Genomic DNA, 17,160 nt, shown 5'->3' with positions numbered 1-17,160 from the left:
AGGAGTAACCATGACCTTACGAGTGGTTCCCGAAGGTCTGGCCGCGACCAGCGCGGCGGTGGAGGCCCTGACGGCACGGCTGGCGGCCGCGCATGCGGCGGCGGCTCCGGCGATCACCGCGGTGGTGCCGCCGGCCGTCGATCCGGTATCGCTGCAAACGGCGGTCGGATTCAGCGCTCAGGGCCAGGAGCACTCCGCGATGGCCGCCCAGGGCGTCGAAGAGCTTGGCCGCGCCGGCGTCGGCGTCGGGCAGGCCGGCGCAAGCTATCTCGCGGGCGACACCGCGGCCGCTGCGACGTTCGGAATCGCGGGCGCCTGAGGATGACATCCCCCTTCGGACCCATCTGGATGGCTTCGCCACCCGAGGTGCATTCGGCGTTGCTCAGCGCCGGTCCAGGCCCGGGGCCGCTATTGGCGGCCGCCGGGGCGTGGACTTCGTTGAGCACCCAATACGCCTCGGCGGCAGCCGAACTCAGTGGGCTGTTGGGGGAGGCCCAGGCTGGGGCCTGGGAGGGGCCGAGCGCCGAGCAGTATGTAGCGGCCCACCTGCCGTACCTGGCGTGGCTGCAGCAGGCCAGTGTCGACAGCGCGGGTGCCGCCGCGCAGCAGGAGGTCGCGGCGACGGCGTATACGGCCGCATTGGCGGCCATGCCGACGCTGCCGGAACTGGCCACCAATCACACCGTGCACGGGGTGTTGGTGGGGACGAATTTCTTTGGTATCAACACCATTCCGATCGCAGTCAACGAGGCCGACTATGCGCGGATGTGGGTCCAGGCGGCCACCACCATGGGCACCTACCAGGCGGTGTCCGGCTCGGCCCTGGCGGCGGCGCCGCGCACCATGGCGGCGCCCGCCATCGTGAATCCCGGCGGCCAAGTCAACAGTCTCGCGTCCAACGCCACGCAGAACAGCCCCGCGGATTGGTGGCAGAACTTCATCCAGCAGCTGTCCAAGTTCTTCCAGGACTTCTTCCAGAACATCCAGCAGATGATGCAGAACTTCTCCTCGAATCTGCCGGCGTTCCTGGCCGCCAACGGGCCGCTGCTGTTCTTCGTCGCCTATCAGGTGTTCTTCAACGCCGTCGGCTGGCCGACCTGGGGCGCGATCCTCACCGCACCGCTCCTGATCCCGCTGCTGCTGGGCATCGGGCTCAGTTCCCTGCTCACCACGCCGGTCGAGGCCGCGCCGGATTCCGCCCCCGCCGCCGTGGCCCCCGTGCTGACGTCGAACAAGCCGCCCTCCATGCTGCCGGCGGTCGCGCTGGCCCCGACGGTGGCGACTCCGGCCGGGGCCCCGGCCGCCACCGTCGCCGCGGGTTCCGGTGCGCCCGCCGCGCCGGCGCCGGCGGCAGCGACCGGCAACTTCGCCTACCTGATCGCCATGGGCGGTGACCCGGACGCCGGCGTCGGACCCACGCTCGGTGGGCGCGGCGGTGCCAAGGCTCCCGCGGCGACGGTGGCGGCGGCCGGCGCCGCGGCGGCGAGCCGGGCCGAGTCCCGGGCCCGGCGCCGTCGGCGGGCCGCGCTGCACGACCACGCCGACGAGTTCGCGGACATGGACTCCGATTTCGGTGTCCCGCCCGACTTCGGCGACGAGGAGGAGCTGGCCGCGGCCGTCGCGTCCGCTCAGGGCGCCGGGGCGCTGGGGTTCGTCGGAACCACGCAGCGGCCCAAGGCATTTCAGGCGTCCGGGTTGACCAAGCTGGCCGACGACGACTTCGGCGGCGGCCCACGCATGCCAATGGTGCCCGGCACGTGGGAGCACGAAGCCGGTAACGGAACGGGCACAACCGAGCCGGGGAAAGGGGGGTAAGGCACTCAGCCAGATGAACGTGAATTACCGAAACCCCCACGGAAGCAACAGAAAGGAATCAACATGAGTATGTTGGACGCTCACATTCCGCAGTTGGTAGCCGCACAGTCGGCCTTCAGCGCCAAGGCTGCGTTGATGCGCAGCACGATCAGCCAGGCCGAGCAGGAAGCGATGTCGGCGCAGGCATTCCACCAGGGCGAGTCCTCGGCCGCCTTCCAAGCCGCGCACGCACGGTTCGTCGAGGTCGCCGCGCGGGTCAACACCCTGCTGGACATCGCCCAGGCCAACCTCGGGGACGCCGCGGGGACCTACGTGGCCGCGGACGCCGCCGCCGCATCCGGCTACACCGCGTTCTGATCTCACCGCTAGCAACCGCGAAAGGACTTGTCATGTCGCAGATCATGTACAACTACCCGGCGATGTTGAGCCACGCCGCCGACATGTCCGGCTACGCCGGCACCATGCAGGGGCTCGGTTCCGATATCGCCAGCGAGCAGGCCACGTTGTCCAACGCCTGGCAGGGTGACACCGGTATGACCTACCAGGTCTGGCAGGCCCAGTGGAACCAGGCGATGGAAAGCTTGGTGCGCGCCTACCAGTCGATGGCGAGCACCCACGAGGCGAACACCATGTCGATGCTGGCGCGCGACCAGGCCGAAGCCGCCAAATGGGGCGGTTAGTCCACAGCTGAATGAGCGCATCACCCAACGCCGTCGAACTGACGGTCGATCACGCTTGGTTCATCGCGGAAACGATTGGGGCGGGGAGCTTTCCCTGGGTATTGGCGATCACCTCGCCCTATCGTGACGCCGCGGAACGCAACGCGTTCCTCGACCGTCAGAAGGCTGAGCTGACCGAACTTGGTCTGGTCTCAGAAGGTGGACTCGTCAACCCCGCGGTCGCCGAGTGGATCAAGGTGGTGTGTTTTCCCCAGCGGTGGCTGGACCTGCGGTATGTGGGCCCCGCCAAGGGCAGCGGTGAGGGCGGCGGCGCCGAGTTGCTGCGCGGCGTCGTCGCGCAGCGCACCGGTGTGGCCGGCAAGCCGTCGCTGACGGTCGTCGCGTTGCGCAGCGCGCAGCTGATCACGTTCACCGCCATGGACATCGACGATCCGCGTGCCCTGGTCCCGGTGCTCACCGTCGGCCTGACGCAACGTTCGCCCGCCCGGTTCGACGAGTTCAGCCTGCCGACGCGGGTCGGTGCCCGAGCCGACGAACGACTGCGGTCGGGCGCTCCGCTCGCCGAAGTCCTTGACTACCTGGGTATTCCGCAATCGGCACGAAGGGTGGTGGAATCGGTGTTCAACGGACCGCGCAGCTACGTCGAGATCGTCGCCGGCTGCCACCGCGACGGCCGGCACTCCACCAGCGAGGTGGGGATGAGCATCGTCGACGCACGCGAGGGGCGGGTGCTGGTCAGCCCGTCCCGCGCCTTCGACGGCGAGTGGGTTTCGACCTTCGCGCCCGGAACGCCATTCGCGATCGCCGTCGCGATTGAACAGTTGACCGCCCTACTGCCAGACGCCGGATGGTTCTCCGAACACCGGTTAGCCCGAGACTTTTCCCCATCAACACTGTCCGTCCAAAGTAAAAGAGAAGAGAGCACGATGTTCGAGCAACGGCCACAACACTTTTCGAGGGTCCGGTGACGTCCGGAACCGTCATGCCGATCGTTCGCGTGGCAATCCTCGCGGACAGCAGGTTGACGGAAATGGCCTTGCCCGCGGAGCTGCCGCTGCGCGAAATCCTGCCCGCCGTCCAGCGTCTGGTGGTTCCCGCCGCGACCAACGGTGATTCGGAAGACGGTGCCACCGGGCGCGGTGCCGCCGAGATCGGCGCGGCGACCCAGCTGAGCCTGGCCCCCATCGGTGGCGCGCCGTTCAGCCTGGACGCCAGCCTGGACACGGTCGGCGTCGTCGACGGCGACCTGCTGGCGTTGCAAGCGGTGCCCGTCGGTCCGGCCGCGCCCGGCATCGTCGAGGACATCGCCGACGCGGCGATGATCTTCTCGACCTCCCGGCTCAAGCCTTGGGGCACACCACATATCCAGCGCGGCGCCCTGGCCGCGGCCATTGCGGTGGCGTTCCTGGCCACCGGGCTGTCGGTCACCTACCGGGTGGCCACCGGCGCGCTGCTGGGACTGGTCGCCGTCAGCGCGGTCGCGGCGTTGACCGCGATCGTCGGCCTGCTGGTCACCGCGCGCTCGGCGCGCACCGGAATGGCGCTCTCGATCGCGGCGCTGGCTCCCATCGCCGCCGCACTCACGCTGGCCGTGCCGGGCGGGTTCGGCCCCGCCCAGTTGACGCTGGCCGCCGCGGGGGTCACCGCGTGGTCGCTGATCGCCTTGATGGCGCCCAGCGCCGAACGTGAACGCATCGCCGGCTTCTTCACCGCGACCGCGGTGGTGGGTGCCGCGGTGCTGCTGGCCGCAGGCGCCGAATTGCTCTGGCACCTCAAGCCGATCGCCATCGGCTGCGGGCTGATCGTGGCGGCGCTGCTGGTCACCATCGAGGCGGCGCAACTGTCCGCACTGTGGGCGCGCTTCCCGTTGCCGGTCATCCCGGCGCCCGGTGACCCGACCCCGTCGGCGCCGTCGCTGCGGGTGCTCGAAGACCTGCCGCGCCGGGTCCGCATCAGCGACGCGCATCAGAGCGGATTCATCGCCGCCGCGGTGCTACTCAGCGTCCTCGGTTCGGTCGCGATCGCGCTGCGGCCCGAGGCGCTCAGCGGTGCGGGCTGGTACGTGGTGGCGGCCACCGCAGCGACCTCTGTGCTGCGTGCCCGGGTGTGGGACTCCGCCGCCTGCAAGGCGTGGCTGCTCGCCCAGCCCTTCCTGGCCGCCGGAGTGCTGCTGGTGCTCTACACCTCGACCGGACGCTACGCCGCCGCCCTGGGCGCGGTGCTGGTGCTGCTGGTGCTTGTGGCGGTGTGGATCGTGGTGGCGCTGAACCCGGGTATCGCTGCGCCGGAGAGCTATTCGCTGCCGGTTCGCCGGCTGGTGGGCTTCGTCGCGACCGGACTCGACGCGTCGCTGATCCCCGTCATGGCGTTCGTGGTCGGTTTGTTCAGCTGGGTGCTCAATCGATGATTCGGCCGGCATCAGCCTGCTGCGCGGCGGTATTGGCCTTGCTGCCCGCCGCCGCGACGTGGACGAGTCCGCCGGCATCCGCGATCAGCCCGCCGACGGTCGATGCCGGCGCGCCACCGCCCAGCGGGTCGCCGGGGCCCGGGCAGCCGATGGAGCAGCGCGGACCGTGCAGCACGTCCGGCGTCGTTCCCGGCAGCGATACGGGTGCCATCACGCCCAGCCAGTCGATGCTGAATCTGCCTGCGGCATGGCAATTCTCGCGGGGCGAGGGCCAGCTGGTGGCAGTGCTCGACACGGGGGTGCGGCCGGGTCCGCGGCTGCCCAACGTCGAACCGGGCGGTGATTTCGTCGAGACCACCGACGGGCTGACCGACTGCGACGGGCACGGAACGCTGCTGGCCGGGGTCATCGCCGGCCAGCCCTCGCCGGACGACGGGTTCTCCGGTGTGGCGCCCGCCGCGCGGGTGGTGTCGATCAGGACCGAGTCGGCCAAGTTCTCGCCGCGGACGCCGGGCGGCGATCCGATGATGGCGCGCGTGTCGGCCGAGGTGTCGACGCTCGCCCGGGCGATCGTGCACGCCGCCGACCTCGGTGCCCGGGTGATCGACATCGGCTCGGCCACCTGCATGCCCGTGGACCGGCCCGTCGACCAGGCCGCGCTCGGCGCCGCCGTCCGGTACGCGGCGGTGGACAAGGACGCGGTGATCGTGGCCGGCGCCGGGGACAGCGGGACGACCGGAGCGGCCGGCGGCGGAACCTCGTGTGAGTCCAATCCGCTCACCGACCTGAGCCGCCCGAACGATCCACGCAATTGGGCCGGCGTCACGTCGGTGTCCATCCCGTCATGGTGGCAGCCGTACGTCTTGTCGGTGGCGTCGCTGACCCCGGACGGCCAGCCGTCGAAATTCACCGTGGCGGGGCCATGGGTGGGAGTCGCGGCGCCCGGCGAACGCATCGTGTCGATCGGCAACGCCGACGGCGGCGGCCTGGCCAACGGCCTGCCCGACGAGCATCAGCAACTCGCCGCCCTCAGCGGAACCGGTTACGCGGCCGGCTATGTGGCCGGTGTCGCGGCGCTGGTCCGCAGCAAGTATCCCGACCTGAACGCCCCCGCGGTGCTGCACCGCATCACCGCAACCGCGCACAACGGCGCCCGCGACCCGTCGGACGTGGTCGGCACCGGCAGCGTGGATCCGGTGGCGGCCCTGACCTGGCAGCTGCCCGCCGGTGACCAGCCCGGCGCCGCAACGGTGAAGCCGGTGGCCGTTCCGCCGGCCCCGGCGCCCAAGGACACCAAACCGCGCACCATCGCGGTGGCCGGCACCGCAGCGCTGGCCGTGCTGGTCGCGGTGGCCGGCGCCGTCACCGCAATCGCCGCACGCCGACGAAAGGACCCCACCCCGTGAGCATGCATCGGATACCGACTCCCGGGAGCGCTCGAATCACGTTGGCGCTGCTGGCCATTGTGCCCGCGGTGATGGCCTACCCGTGGCGGACGCCCCGCGACTACTGGCTGCTGGGCATCGCGGCCGCCGTCGTAATCGTGTTGTTCGGCTGGTGGGGCGGTCTGCATTTGACCACCATCCTGCACCGCCGCCTGGCGATGATCGGCCGCGGCAACGGCGTCCCCGCGGCCACCTCTGACGCGGCGGCGACCGCACTGATTCGCCTCGGCGCACCGGATGACGACTCCGATGTGCTGCCGCTCCCGCTGATCGCGAGCTACCTGGACCGCTACGGCATCCGGGCGGACAAGATCCGAATCACGAGCCGCGACAACGCCGCCGACGCGTCACGCCGCGAGACCTGGATCGGACTCACCGTATCGGCGCCCGACAATCTGGCCGCGCTGCAGGCCCGCTCGCCGCGAATCCCGTTGCACCAGACCGCTCAGGTCGCGGCCCGCCGGCTCGCCGATCATCTGCGGGAGATCGGTTGGGAAGCCACTACGGTCGCGGCCGACGACATTCCCCGGCTGCTGACGTCCAACCCCCGCGAGAGGTGGCGCGGAGTGCAACGAGGTGCCTCCGATTACCTTGCGGCATACCGGATTCAGGTGGACGATGCGTTGCCGGAGACGTTGGAGGCGATCCGGGCGTATGCCGCGCGCGAGACCTGCACCGCGCTCGAGGTTGCCGGTGACAAGGACCGGCCCACCGTCGCGGTGGCCTGCGCGTTCCAGACCGAGACCGGCCCGGACGGCGGGGCGCCGGTGGACGGGCTGACCCCGCAACGCGGCAACCACCTGCCCGCCTTGACCGCGCTGGACCTGTTGTCCACGTATCGGTTGGACGGCCACACCGCGGCGCCCGACGACCTGCTCTCGCAGCTGCACTGGCCCACCCTGACCGGCCCGGCCCACCGGGCTCGGCACGCCCAAACCGGTGGCAGCGCCGAGAGAGCCGACACCGTCGAGGTGGTCAGAACATGACCTCCTGCAGGAATGCGGTCATCCGGCGCAGGTAGTCCAGCTGGCTCACGTGCAATACGTGGCTACCCGGAAACCAGTGCAGCGCACAGTGATCCCAATGTTGCCAAAGCTTGACGGCATGGTCGGGTGGCGCCATCCGGTCGCCCAGCCCGGTGATGATCATCCGGCGGTCCCGGGACACCAGCGGGCGGTAGTTCAGCGGGCAGTGGTACGCCAGCCCCGCCGCCAGGTCGTCGTGGCTGATGTCGGACAGGCGCAGGCCCAGCCGGACCAGCTTGTTGGCCGGGAACCATTCGTCGAACAACGTCGACGGGGTGACCACCGGACAGTTGGGGATCACAGCCTCCAGCCGATCGTCGGCCGAGGCCACCAGCGCCGAGGTATAACCGCCCAGCGAGATGCCGGTGAGCGCGATGCGGTCGACCCCGGTGTGACGTAAATAGTCGATGATGGAACGAAAGTCGTGCACGGCCTGGGCCATGGCCTCGGCGAATCCGCTGAGCCCGCCGGCGAAGTAGCCGAAACCGCTGAAGGGCGAATATTTTTCGGCCCGTTTGCCGTGAAAGGGCAACATGTACATCAACACGTCGTAGCCTGCCCGGTAGTACCAGGGCAGCGAAAAGAACCGCCCGTTGGCCAGGTACGACGAGCCCATGAAGCCGTGGACCACGCACAGCGTAGGACGGGGCCCGTCGTCGTGGCGCCAGTGCTGCGCACGCACGGTGTTGTTGGATTCCCAGGCGCCCCACCGCGTGCGCATGGCGGGGTTGATGGCGGTGAAGCTGCTGGGAAACGCGATGTTGTCGACCGTGCCGCGCGCGATCCACTCCGCCAGCGGGCTGGCCCGCCGCGACGTCACCCGGGGCGACTCGGTGGGTGGCGGGAAGGACCGCGTCGGGTCTTTCGCCGCACCCAACTCCGCGTAGAAGTCGAGGTTGCCGCGCTCGGTGCCGGAATCGGATTGCCTCAGCGTGCCGGCGACCACGAACGGCGCCACCGTGGTGGTGAGCAGGGAGGCCACCCAGGTGCGCAGGGCCAGATCACCGAGGGCCGATGCCTCGACTACCATTCGCTGGCGGGGCGACAACGCCGAGTGGGGGGGTAATCCGCCGGCGCCGGCCGGTAGATCAGCGCCGGGGACGTCCGGAACGGGGATGGGCGGGTCGATCGGATCTGAGTCGGACGCCACGAACGCCGATGGTAGCCCGGCGGGCACGCGTCTCCCAGGGGTTTCGACCGGTTTCGATCGTCGCGGCCGTATGCCGGGACCATTCGGGTCGCGTCGGCGCACCATAGGAGTTATAGGTTTGCTATCGGCCCGCCAGCGGCGGCGCGAGGATCGGGAGGATCGACATGTGGGATCCGGACGTCTACCTGGCCTTCGCCGACCATCGCGGCCGCCCCTTCTACGACCTGCTGTCGCGGGTGGGCGCCGAGCGGGCTCGTCGCGTCGTCGATCTCGGTTGCGGTCCCGGTCACCTGACGAAATATCTGGCCCGGCGCTGGCCCGACGCGGTTGTCGAGGCGATCGACAGCTCGCCGGAGATGGTGGCCGCCGCCAAGGAGCGCGGCATCGACGCCGTCACCGGTGACCTGCGCGACTGGAAGCCCAAACCCGACACCGACGTGGTGGTCAGCAACGCGGCCCTGCACTGGGTGCCCGAGCATGCCGACCTGCTGCTGCGGTGGGCGGGGCAACTGGCGTCCGGTTCGTGGATCGGTGTCCAGATGCCCGGCAACTTCGAGTCGCCGTCCTACGCCGCGGTGCGCGCGTTGGCCCGCCGGGAGCCGTACGCGAAATTGTTGCGAGACATACCATTTCGGGTCGGCGCGGTGGTTCAGCCGCCGGCGCACTACGCCAACCTGCTGCTCGACGCGGGATGCAAGGTCGACGTTTGGGAGACCACCTATCTGCACCAGCTGACCGGCGAGCATCCGGTGCTGGAATGGATCACCGGCACGGCGCTGGTCCCGGTGCGCGAACGGCTGGACGACGAGACATGGGAGCAGTTCCGCGAGGAGTTGATCCCGCTGCTGCAGGACGCCTACCCGCCCCGGGCCGACGGCACGACGATCTTCCCGTTCCGCCGGGTCTTCGTCGTCGCCGAGGTGGGGGGCGCGAGCCGGTCAGCGGGGTAGTCCCAGCGGCGGCGCCTCTCGGCGGCAGCGTGCTGCCGCTGCTCTGCTGTTGCTCTGGGTGGCGACCCGCTTCGCCCGGCTCCGCCGGAATCGCGATCGCCACTAGCGCTGCGTGGGCTTGCCTTCTTCGATGCCGCGGTCGGCGGCGATGGCCGAGCGGGGGGTCGGCTTGGCATGATGGATCTGCAGATACGTTTCGGTGTATCGCGCCGAGATGCGGGTACCGGCGAACTCCGACGGGATGACGTCGCCGGTGCGCTGACGCCAATCATGAAGTCGCACAGCGAGGTTGGCCGCGATCTCGTCGGCATCGGTTCCGTCTTCGGCCAGCAGGTTGGTGGTCTCGGTGGGGTCGGCGCGCAGATCGTAGAGTTCCCGCTCGGGCCGCGGCGACGTGACGAACGGCGCGACTGCCAACCCGGACGGGCTTTCCTCGATGTCCAGCGGCAGATCCAGCAGTGGCCGGGGCACGTAGTTCTCGATGTAGCTGTAGTCCTTGGTGCGAATCGCGCGGATCGGGTCGAACGAGTCGTGGTAGGTCTTCATGGTGTAGACGTGATCGCGCACCGGCGCGGGCGGGGGATCCGGCTCCAGCAGAGCGGGCGCGTGCGAGACACCGTCCACATCGGCCGGGGTGTCAATCCCCAACAGCCCCAACAACGTCGGGACCAGGTCCACCGCGCTGAACAGCTCGTCATAGACGAGGGGAGGCACGGGCCGGTCGGTGGGCGGCCGAATGATCAACCCGATGCCGGTGCCGGCGTCATACAACGTGGATTTCGCCCGCGGGAACGCCGGGCCGTGATCGGTGAAGAACACCACCCAGGTGTTGGCGTCCAGGCCGGTGTCGGCCAGCGCGTCCAACAGCCGCCCCACCGCGGCGTCGGCCGTGCTGATGGCCCCGTAGAAGTCGGCGAGGTCGCCGCGCACCTCGGGGGTGTCGGGCAGGTAATCGGGCGGGTCCACCTGGGCGCTGTCGGCCGGCGTGTAGCGGTCCCGCGGGTATGGCCGGTGCGTCTCGAAGAAGCCGGCTGTCAACAGAAAGGGCTGCCCGACAAGGCCTTCGGCGCTTTGCCGCAGCCACTCTTCAGTCCGCTCGGCCACGTAGTCGCAGTAGGAGTTCGACACGTCGAACTCGTCGAAGCCCAACCGCTTCGGGTAGGAGGTCTCGTGTTGCATCCCGAAAAGCGCCGAGTACCAGCCCGATTCGGACAGTATCTGAGGCAGGGTGCGGATCCCGTCACGGTATTCCCAGCCGTGGTGGGCCAGGCCGATGAGGCCGTTGTTCTGCGGGTAGCGGCCGGTGAACAGCGATCCGCGCGACGGCGAGCACAGCGGCGCGGTGGCGTGCGCCCGGGTGAACAGGATGCCCTCGGCCGCAAGGCGGTCCAGGCGCGGGCTCGACACGTCGGTGTGACCGTAGGCGCCGAGGTAGCGGCCCAGGTCGTGCCAGTGCACGATCAGCACGTTGTCCTGGAAGCCCGTTTTCCGTTCTTGGTCCGCCATGTCGCGCGGCGTCAATGGTGTCACCTCTCACATTGCCTTGCGACCGGCGACGTTACCGCAACCCTCCTTGGTGTTTCCTGAGTGCCGACGCGTCAGGGCGCCGGCAGTTGTCCCCATCGGTTCTCGCAGACGAACTCCGACAACGGTCGCGCGACCGCCCACCCGTCCAGTTCCAGCGCCGGGCGGTCGGGGAATTCGGGCACCGGTCCCAGGCACAGGATGGCCACCGGTTCGGCGCCGGTCGGCATCTCCAGCAGCGCCGCCAGCCGTTGCGGATCGAACAGCGACACCCAGCCCATGCCGAGGCCCTCGGACCGGGCCGCCAGCCAGAGGTTCTGGATCGCGCAAGACACCGACGCCAGGTCCATGTGCGGCAGGGTCCGCCGGCCGAACACGTGCGCGTCGCGGCCGTCGCCCAGCGCCACCACGAACAGCTCCGCGCACTCGAGGATGCCCTCGACCTTGAGCGCCAGGAACTCGTCGGCCCGCTCGCCCAGGGCTTCCGCGGTGCGCGGACGTTCCTCGTCCACCAGGGCGTGAATGCGGCGCCGCAGCGCGGCGTCGGTGATGCGGATGAAGCGCCACGGTTGCATCAACCCGACGCTGGGCGCCGCGTGCGCGGCCTGCAGCAGGCGCGCCAGCACGGCCTCGTCCACCACCGCGCCGGGAACGAACCGGCGCATGTCACGGCGCTCGTAGATGACGCGATAGACGGCCCGCCGCTCCTGCGGACTGAATGCCTCACCGGTCACGTCAGCCATCGTAGGAAATCCGCGTTAGCGTGGAGCCTGCCGAGGCCTGAGCACTTGGTGAACCCCAGGAAGGGGAGTGGTTTTCCGTGAAGCCTTCCGAAGTACTCGATCAGCTGGGCCTCGATGCCGCCGCCGGCCGTTACGGCGAGCCCTATCAGACCCCGGACGGCACCACCGTCATCGTGGTCACCAAACCGCTGGGGGTGTTCGCCGTCCGCGACGGGCAGGCCTCCTGGACGCCGGCCGTGGACAAGGGCCGCATCGCGCTGATCGGGGTGATCACCGGCCTGCTGGCTGCGGTGATCGGCAGCCTGGCGGTGCTGCGGCAGCCGCCGTGGCCGCGCATCACGATCAGGGACTATAGGTAACTCCGACCGCGCGGAACACGTAGTCCGGCGGCATGTCGAACGCCAGCGACCGCCGGGGCAGGGCGCCGAGCACGTCGTCGGGAATGGCGACCTTGTAGTGCAGCGACAGCTCGCCGCTGAACTTCTCGTCGACCCGGGACACGTCGACGTCGACCTGCAGTCCGGTCGACGAGATCTCCACCTGCGCCGAGCCGGTCTGCGGCGCGTTCCACCGCACGTTGACGGTTGGGCCGGCCAGCCGGGGCAGCATCGATAGCGTCGCCAGTACCCGCTCCGAGGTGAAGACCAGCGAACCGGTGTAGCTGGCGACACTGTGCGGCAGCCGCACGCCGGGGATGGTGCCGCTGAACCGCCGGGTCACGGCGACGTAGTCGGCGAGGTAGGTGATGCCCTCCGACTCGAGCTGGGCGTGCAGCTCGTCGGGCAGTTTGCCGATGCCGAACAACCTACGGACGAAGACGGCCATATCGACAGTATGACCGCGTGAGCGATTTCGTGGGGAGGGCTGGTATCGGTTGATTATGACTCGTCCCAGGACGCCGGTGGCCGTGTGGATCGCGGTGTTGGCCGCCGCCGTGTACGCGGTGATGTGGGCGGGCTACTGCCGGCAGTGGACCTGGATGCACCGGATGGATTGGTCGTTGCTGAACGCGGCCCGCGACATCGCGCTCAAACACCCGCTGTGGGTGCGGTTTTGGGAAGGCGTGTCGTATGCGCTGGGTCCGGTCCCGATGTCCGCGCTGGGCATCGCGATGACGGTGTTGGCGCTGGTGATGCGCAATGTGCGGGCCGCGCTGGTGCTGGTCCTGTCGTGTGGGCCGCTCAACGAGTTCGTGACCGCCGCGGCCAAGGCCCTGGTCAACCGGCCGCGTCCGGCGACCATGCTGGTCGCCGCGCCGTCCACCTCGTTCCCGTCCGGGCATGCGCTCGAGGCGATGGCGGCCCTGCTCGCCGTATTGTGCTTCTTCTTTCCGATGATGAACGGCTTGATCCGCGGCATCGCGGTGGCGGTGGTGGCGGCGTCGCTGCTGACGGTCGGCATCTCCCGGGTGGCGCTGAACGTGCACTACCCGTCCGACGTGCTGGCCGGCTGGTCACTGGGATACCTGTATTTCCTGTTGTGTCTCTTGATCTTTCGGCCCACGGTCAGGCCCTCCGCCGGCCCGCGGCGCTCGCCCGAAACCGCCACCGTGCCCTAACAGCGCTGTCGCGGTGGGCATTTGGTCACGGCGCGGTGACCTAACCGGGGCTAAAGCTTTACTTGACCATGAAGACGTGCCCGTTTGACGATGGAGTGCATGCACCGACTGCTCACTTCGCTGTGCGCCGCGGCGTGCGTAATTTTCGCCTCGGTGGTTCTGGCGCCGATCGGTGCCGCCGCCGGCGCTCCCTGGTTCGCGAACGCGGTTGGCAATGCGACCCAGGTGGTTTCGGTGGTGAGCACCGGCGGTTCCAACGCGACCATGGAGATCTTCCAGCGCAGCGGCACCGGTTGGCAGTCGCTGCGGTCCAACATTCCCACTCACGTCGGTTCGGCGGGCATGGCGCCGCAGGCCAAGAGCGGCGTTCCGGCCACCCCGATGGGCGTGTACAGCCTGGACTCCGCGTTCGGCACGGCGCCGAATCCCGGTACCGGACTGCCCTACACCCAGGTCTCCGGCGCCAATTACTGGTGGAGCGGCGACGACCACAGTCCCACGTTCAACTCGATGCAGGTGTGCCAGAAGGCGCAGTGCCCGTTCAACACCGGCGACAGCGAGAACCTGCAGATCCCGCAGTACAAGCACGCCGTCGTGATGGGCGTCAACAAGAACAAGACCCCGGGTGGGGGAGCCGCGTTCTTCTTCCACACCACCGACGGGAAACCCACCGAGGGCTGCGTGGCGGTGGACGACGCTCAGCTGGTGTCGATCATGAAATGGCTGCGGCCCGGCGCGGTCATCGCCATCACCAAGTAGCCGTCAGTCGGCGGCGATGGCGCGGCCGGGTTTCAGGGTGAAGTTCAGGCCCTCCAAAGACATTGTGGCGTCGTAGGTTCGGTCGTAGCCGGTGCCGCTGATCTTCCAGCCGGCATCGGTGCGACGGTAGGTGTCGCGGTAGAAGGCCGCGCCGATCAACATGAAGTTGAAGTCGGCGACCATGACCCGATCTTGCAGATACCAACTGCCCGTTGCGGTGTCGCCGTCGACGGTGATGTCCGGATGCGTCACCCGGTGTTCGGTGATGACGTTCGCGGGCAGCGACGTCCGCATGTACTCCACCAGGTCGGCCCGGTTGGTGAAGTGCAGCTCGTTGCCGATCGACGGCCCGTAGTCGGCCTTGATGTCCTCGGCCAGGGTGTCGGTGAAGTCGTCCCAGTGCTTGGTGTCCAGCGCGCGCAGATACCGGTATTTGACTTGCTTGATCGCTTCGATATCGGCGAGGTCGTCGAGGGTGAGGGTGCTCATTCCGTCATTGCAGCACACGGTGATAAGCCGCCCGCACCCGCATCGAAGGGCAGGCGTCGCCCAGACTCAAATGACGGTCACATCGTGCGGCGCGTCTGGTGCGTGGTTCAAGTGTCGCGGTCGCCCTGACCGTCGGACAGATAGCGGGTGACCATGTCGACGAGGGCACGTCGTTCCAGGCTCCAATCGATGGCGGTCCCGGTCACCATCTGCGCGAGCACCACACCGCGCAGCGTGGCCCAAATGACTTCGGCCACACCGGCATGCGCGGGATCGGTGGTGATCAGTCGTCCCAGCTGGCCGACCGCGGAGTTCATGTCGAGCAGGTGGCGCCGCGACGACGGGTCCGGTCCGCCGCGGGTCTCGCGCAGGATCTCGAAGGCGGCCATCGACGTCGGGCTGCTGTAGCAGCTCCAGGCGGTGTCGACGACGACCTCGATCCGCTCGCGCAGCGGCAGCTCGCTGACGTCGGCCGAGGACAGGCTGTCCACCAGCCGGGCCACCCCGTCGTCGACCACGGCCATCAGCAGGCCGTTGCGATCCCCGAAGTGGTACTGGATGACCCCCCACGTCACGCCGGCGCGTTCGGCCACGTGCTTGGCGGTGGCGGCGGAGAATCCCTCCTCCACGATGCAGCGGACCGTCTCATCGATGATTTTCGCCCGGGTGTCATCGCCGCGCTTGCGTGGCGCGGTGGTTCGCCGGGTGGGGCCAACAGGGCGATCGGGGGTATGGCCAGCGACGATGGACATTGTTGACTTTATAACATAGCCGAGTCTATTTTTGTAGCGTGAGCAGCCCCTCGCGATACGCACAATTGTCCCGTGACGAACTCGTCGTCCTGGTTCCCGAACTGCTGCTGATCGGGCAGCTGATCGACCGATCCGGGATGGCCTGGTGCATCTCCTCATTCGGCCGCGACGAGATGGTGCAGATCGCCATCGAGGAGTGGGCGGGCTCCAGCCCGATCTACACCCGGCGCATGCAGAAGGCGCTGAACTATGAGGGCAACGACGTGCTGACGATCTTCAAGGGCCTGCAGCTCGACATCGGTGCCCCGCCGCAATTCATGGACTTCCGGTACACCGTGCACGACCGGTGGCACGGCGAATTCCACCTCGACCACTGCGGCGCCCTGCTCGACGTCGAGCCGATGGGCGAGCAGTACGTGTTCGGCATGTGCCACACCATCGAGGACCCGACCTTCGACGCCACCGCGATCGCGACCAACCCGCGCGCCCAGGTGCGCCCCATTCATCGCCCGCCGAGGACGCCGGCGGACCGGCATCCGCATTGCGCGTGGACCGTCATCATCGACGAGTCCTACCCCGAGGCGCAGAGCATCCCTGCCCTGGACATTGTGAGCCGAACCCGCGCTGCGGCATGGGAACTCGACCCCATCGACCCCTCGGACGAGGGACAGGCGGATTACTCCGGCCCGCTGCTGTCCGATTTCGACTTCGCCGCCTTCTCGCATTCGGCGCTGGTCCGGATGGCCGACGAGGTGTGCCTGCAGATGCACCTGCTGTACCTGTCGTTCGCGATCGCGGTGCGCGCGCGTGCCGCCGACGACGACGAGGCGATCGGCGTGTGCACCCGCGGCCTGATCGGCATCGCGGGTCTGGCCGCCGAGCGCATTCACCGCGCGCTGAAACTCCCGGGCGGCACCGACGGCGTCCTGCGCGTCCTCGAGCTGCACCCGCTGCTCAACCCCGCGGGCTACGTTGTGGCCGAGACGGAATCGAACCGGCTGCACGTCCACCCGTCGCCGGCCCATGACGACAAATCCTGGATCTCGCTGTGCTCGCCGGAATCCGTGCAGCCGCTTCAGGCGATCGCCACCGCGGTGGAACCGCGCATCAAGGTCCGAGTTAGCGGTACGGCCGCCGACTGGACGGCCGAACTGGTCGAAACCGACGCTCCGACCGACGAACTGCCAGAGGTTTCGGTGGTGAGAGTCAGTGGGGGAGCGACGTTTCAGTTCGAGCCCAGGCGTTCGCTGCCGCTGACGGTGTTGTAACACAAAGCTTTTTGTCAAGGGGTTTTCGGTACCGCTTCGGTGACGCAAGCGCATCGAGCGGATACCAATGACATTGCGAAGCATCGGCTTTCCGCGTGTCCACGGCTATCGTTAACGCTGGCCACCGACCCCTATAGACGAGGTTTTCGCTCTATGTACGACCCACTCGGGTTGTCGATCGGGACCACGAACCTGGTCGCTGCGCGTAACGGAAGCCCACCGGTTAGCCGCCGGTCCGTGCTTACCCTCTACCCGCACTGTGCACCGAAAATCGGTGCACCCGAAGAGAACCCGTACCTAGCTGAGCCTGGCGTACCGATGAAGGGCTTTATCGAGCGCATCGGTGATTCCGTCGCGCTGGTGTCACCCGACGGTTCCGCGCATGATCCGGAGCTGCTGACGGTGGAGGCGCTGGACGCGATGGTGCTTGCCGCCGGTGCTGATGCGGCGTGCTCGGAGATTTCCATCGCCGTGCCGGCGCATTGGAAGCCCGCGACGGTGCAGGCGTTGCGGGACGCCTTGCGGACGCATCTGGGCTTCGTGCGAAGCGGCATGGCGCCGCGGTTGGTGTCGGACGCGATCGCGTCGCTGACCG

General features: G+C 68.6%; 19 protein-coding genes and 1 pseudogene. 14 read left to right on the top strand and 6 right to left on the bottom strand.

Annotated features, from left to right (window positions below; all coding sequences use genetic code 11):
• Positions 1-10 precede the first annotated feature (10 nt).
• The 8 genes from A5708_RS06235 (at position 11) to eccE (ending at position 7,333) form a co-directional block, all read left to right on the top strand.
• Positions 11-319, top strand: a complete 309-nt coding sequence (locus A5708_RS06235) for a PE family protein (RefSeq protein ID WP_065027779.1) — start codon at positions 11-13, stop codon at positions 317-319.
• Positions 320-321: 2 nt separating this feature from the next.
• Positions 322-1,815 carry a PPE family protein gene (locus A5708_RS06230; RefSeq protein WP_065027778.1) on the top strand — a complete coding sequence of 498 codons (1,494 nt, stop codon included), beginning with the start codon at positions 322-324 and terminating at the stop codon, positions 1,813-1,815.
• 63 nt (positions 1,816-1,878) lie between these two features.
• Positions 1,879-2,172: a type VII secretion system protein EsxG gene (gene esxG / locus A5708_RS06225; RefSeq protein ID WP_007768837.1), complete on the top strand. Its 294-nt coding sequence runs from the start codon at positions 1,879-1,881 to the stop codon at positions 2,170-2,172.
• A 32-nt stretch (positions 2,173-2,204) separates the two neighbouring features.
• The gene (locus A5708_RS06220; RefSeq protein WP_007768835.1) at positions 2,205-2,495 is read left to right on the top strand and encodes a WXG100 family type VII secretion target; all 291 of its coding nucleotides are present in this window, start codon (positions 2,205-2,207) and stop codon (positions 2,493-2,495) included.
• A gap of 11 nt (positions 2,496-2,506) precedes the next feature.
• Positions 2,507-3,463 (top strand): ESX secretion-associated protein EspG, encoded by a 957-nt coding sequence (locus A5708_RS06215; RefSeq protein WP_065027777.1) that lies wholly within the window; start codon positions 2,507-2,509, stop codon positions 3,461-3,463.
• A gap of 14 nt (positions 3,464-3,477) precedes the next feature.
• On the top strand, positions 3,478-4,902 hold the full coding sequence (eccD, locus tag A5708_RS06210) for a type VII secretion integral membrane protein EccD (RefSeq protein WP_155765911.1): 1,425 nt from the start codon (positions 3,478-3,480) through the stop codon (positions 4,900-4,902).
• Complete coding sequence (gene mycP, locus A5708_RS06205; protein ID WP_065027775.1) at positions 4,899-6,308, top strand: type VII secretion-associated serine protease mycosin; 1,410 nt, start codon at positions 4,899-4,901, stop codon at positions 6,306-6,308. Before eccD ends, mycP begins: the two co-directional genes overlap by 4 nt.
• Positions 6,305-7,333, top strand: coding sequence for a type VII secretion protein EccE (eccE, locus tag A5708_RS06200; protein WP_065027774.1), 1,029 nt, complete (start codon positions 6,305-6,307; stop codon positions 7,331-7,333). Before mycP ends, eccE begins: the two co-directional genes overlap by 4 nt.
• Here eccE and A5708_RS06195 read toward each other — a convergent pair.
• A complete protein-coding gene (locus A5708_RS06195; RefSeq protein ID WP_065027841.1) occupies positions 7,323-8,522 on the bottom strand; it encodes an alpha/beta hydrolase family protein in 1,200 nt (399 codons plus the stop codon). The genes eccE and A5708_RS06195 overlap by 11 nt on opposite strands.
• Before the next feature lie 164 nt (positions 8,523-8,686).
• On the opposite strand from A5708_RS06195, the gene A5708_RS06190 reads away from it, so the two are divergent.
• Entirely contained in the window at positions 8,687-9,472 is a 786-nt protein-coding gene (locus A5708_RS06190; protein WP_065027773.1) for a trans-aconitate 2-methyltransferase, read from the top strand.
• Between the two features lie 102 nt (positions 9,473-9,574).
• Here the strand turns inward: A5708_RS06190 and A5708_RS06185 are convergent, their stop codons facing one another.
• Together A5708_RS06185 and bluB are read right to left on the bottom strand one after the other, a co-directional pair.
• Positions 9,575-10,978, bottom strand: coding sequence for a sulfatase (locus A5708_RS06185; RefSeq protein WP_065027772.1), 1,404 nt, complete (start codon positions 10,976-10,978; stop codon positions 9,575-9,577).
• A 92-nt stretch (positions 10,979-11,070) separates the two neighbouring features.
• Positions 11,071-11,739 carry a 5,6-dimethylbenzimidazole synthase gene (gene bluB, locus A5708_RS06180; RefSeq protein WP_065027771.1) on the bottom strand — a complete coding sequence of 223 codons (669 nt, stop codon included), beginning with the start codon at positions 11,737-11,739 and terminating at the stop codon, positions 11,071-11,073.
• Positions 11,740-11,816: 77 nt separating this feature from the next.
• On the opposite strand from bluB, the gene A5708_RS06175 reads away from it, so the two are divergent.
• Complete coding sequence (locus tag A5708_RS06175) at positions 11,817-12,098, top strand: hypothetical protein (RefSeq protein ID WP_065027770.1); 282 nt, start codon at positions 11,817-11,819, stop codon at positions 12,096-12,098.
• On the opposite strand, the gene A5708_RS06170 is transcribed toward A5708_RS06175, so the two are convergent.
• Positions 12,082-12,564 (bottom strand): hypothetical protein, encoded by a 483-nt coding sequence (locus tag A5708_RS06170; protein WP_065027769.1) that lies wholly within the window; start codon positions 12,562-12,564, stop codon positions 12,082-12,084. The two genes, A5708_RS06175 and A5708_RS06170, sit on opposite strands and share 17 nt — an antisense overlap.
• A gap of 55 nt (positions 12,565-12,619) precedes the next feature.
• On the opposite strand from A5708_RS06170, the gene A5708_RS06165 reads away from it, so the two are divergent.
• Together A5708_RS06165 and A5708_RS06160 are read left to right on the top strand one after the other, a co-directional pair.
• Positions 12,620-13,297 carry a phosphatase PAP2 family protein gene (locus A5708_RS06165; RefSeq protein WP_065027768.1) on the top strand — a complete coding sequence of 226 codons (678 nt, stop codon included), beginning with the start codon at positions 12,620-12,622 and terminating at the stop codon, positions 13,295-13,297.
• Positions 13,298-13,396: 99 nt separating this feature from the next.
• Entirely contained in the window at positions 13,397-14,056 is a 660-nt protein-coding gene (locus A5708_RS06160; RefSeq protein ID WP_065027840.1) for a L,D-transpeptidase family protein, read from the top strand.
• A gap of 3 nt (positions 14,057-14,059) precedes the next feature.
• On the opposite strand, the gene A5708_RS06155 is transcribed toward A5708_RS06160, so the two are convergent.
• Both A5708_RS06155 and A5708_RS06150 read right to left on the bottom strand, forming a co-directional pair.
• Entirely contained in the window at positions 14,060-14,545 is a 486-nt protein-coding gene (locus tag A5708_RS06155; RefSeq protein WP_155765910.1) for a nuclear transport factor 2 family protein, read from the bottom strand.
• A gap of 107 nt (positions 14,546-14,652) precedes the next feature.
• A complete protein-coding gene (locus A5708_RS06150; RefSeq protein WP_065027766.1) occupies positions 14,653-15,297 on the bottom strand; it encodes a TetR/AcrR family transcriptional regulator in 645 nt (214 codons plus the stop codon).
• A gap of 38 nt (positions 15,298-15,335) precedes the next feature.
• On the opposite strand from A5708_RS06150, the gene A5708_RS06145 reads away from it, so the two are divergent.
• Together A5708_RS06145 and A5708_RS25995 are read left to right on the top strand one after the other, a co-directional pair.
• Positions 15,336-16,565: a hypothetical protein gene (locus A5708_RS06145; protein ID WP_065027765.1), complete on the top strand. Its 1,230-nt coding sequence runs from the start codon at positions 15,336-15,338 to the stop codon at positions 16,563-16,565.
• A 153-nt stretch (positions 16,566-16,718) separates the two neighbouring features.
• A pseudogene (locus tag A5708_RS25995) lies at positions 16,719-17,160 on the top strand (hypothetical protein); the annotation flags it as partial.

The sequence above is a fragment of the Mycobacterium colombiense genome (genome assembly GCF_001672755.1).
Lineage (GTDB): Bacteria > Actinomycetota > Actinomycetes > Mycobacteriales > Mycobacteriaceae > Mycobacterium > Mycobacterium colombiense_C.
The sequence above is the reverse complement of the archived record's forward strand: the minus strand, read 5'-3'. Positions and strand labels throughout refer to the sequence as shown.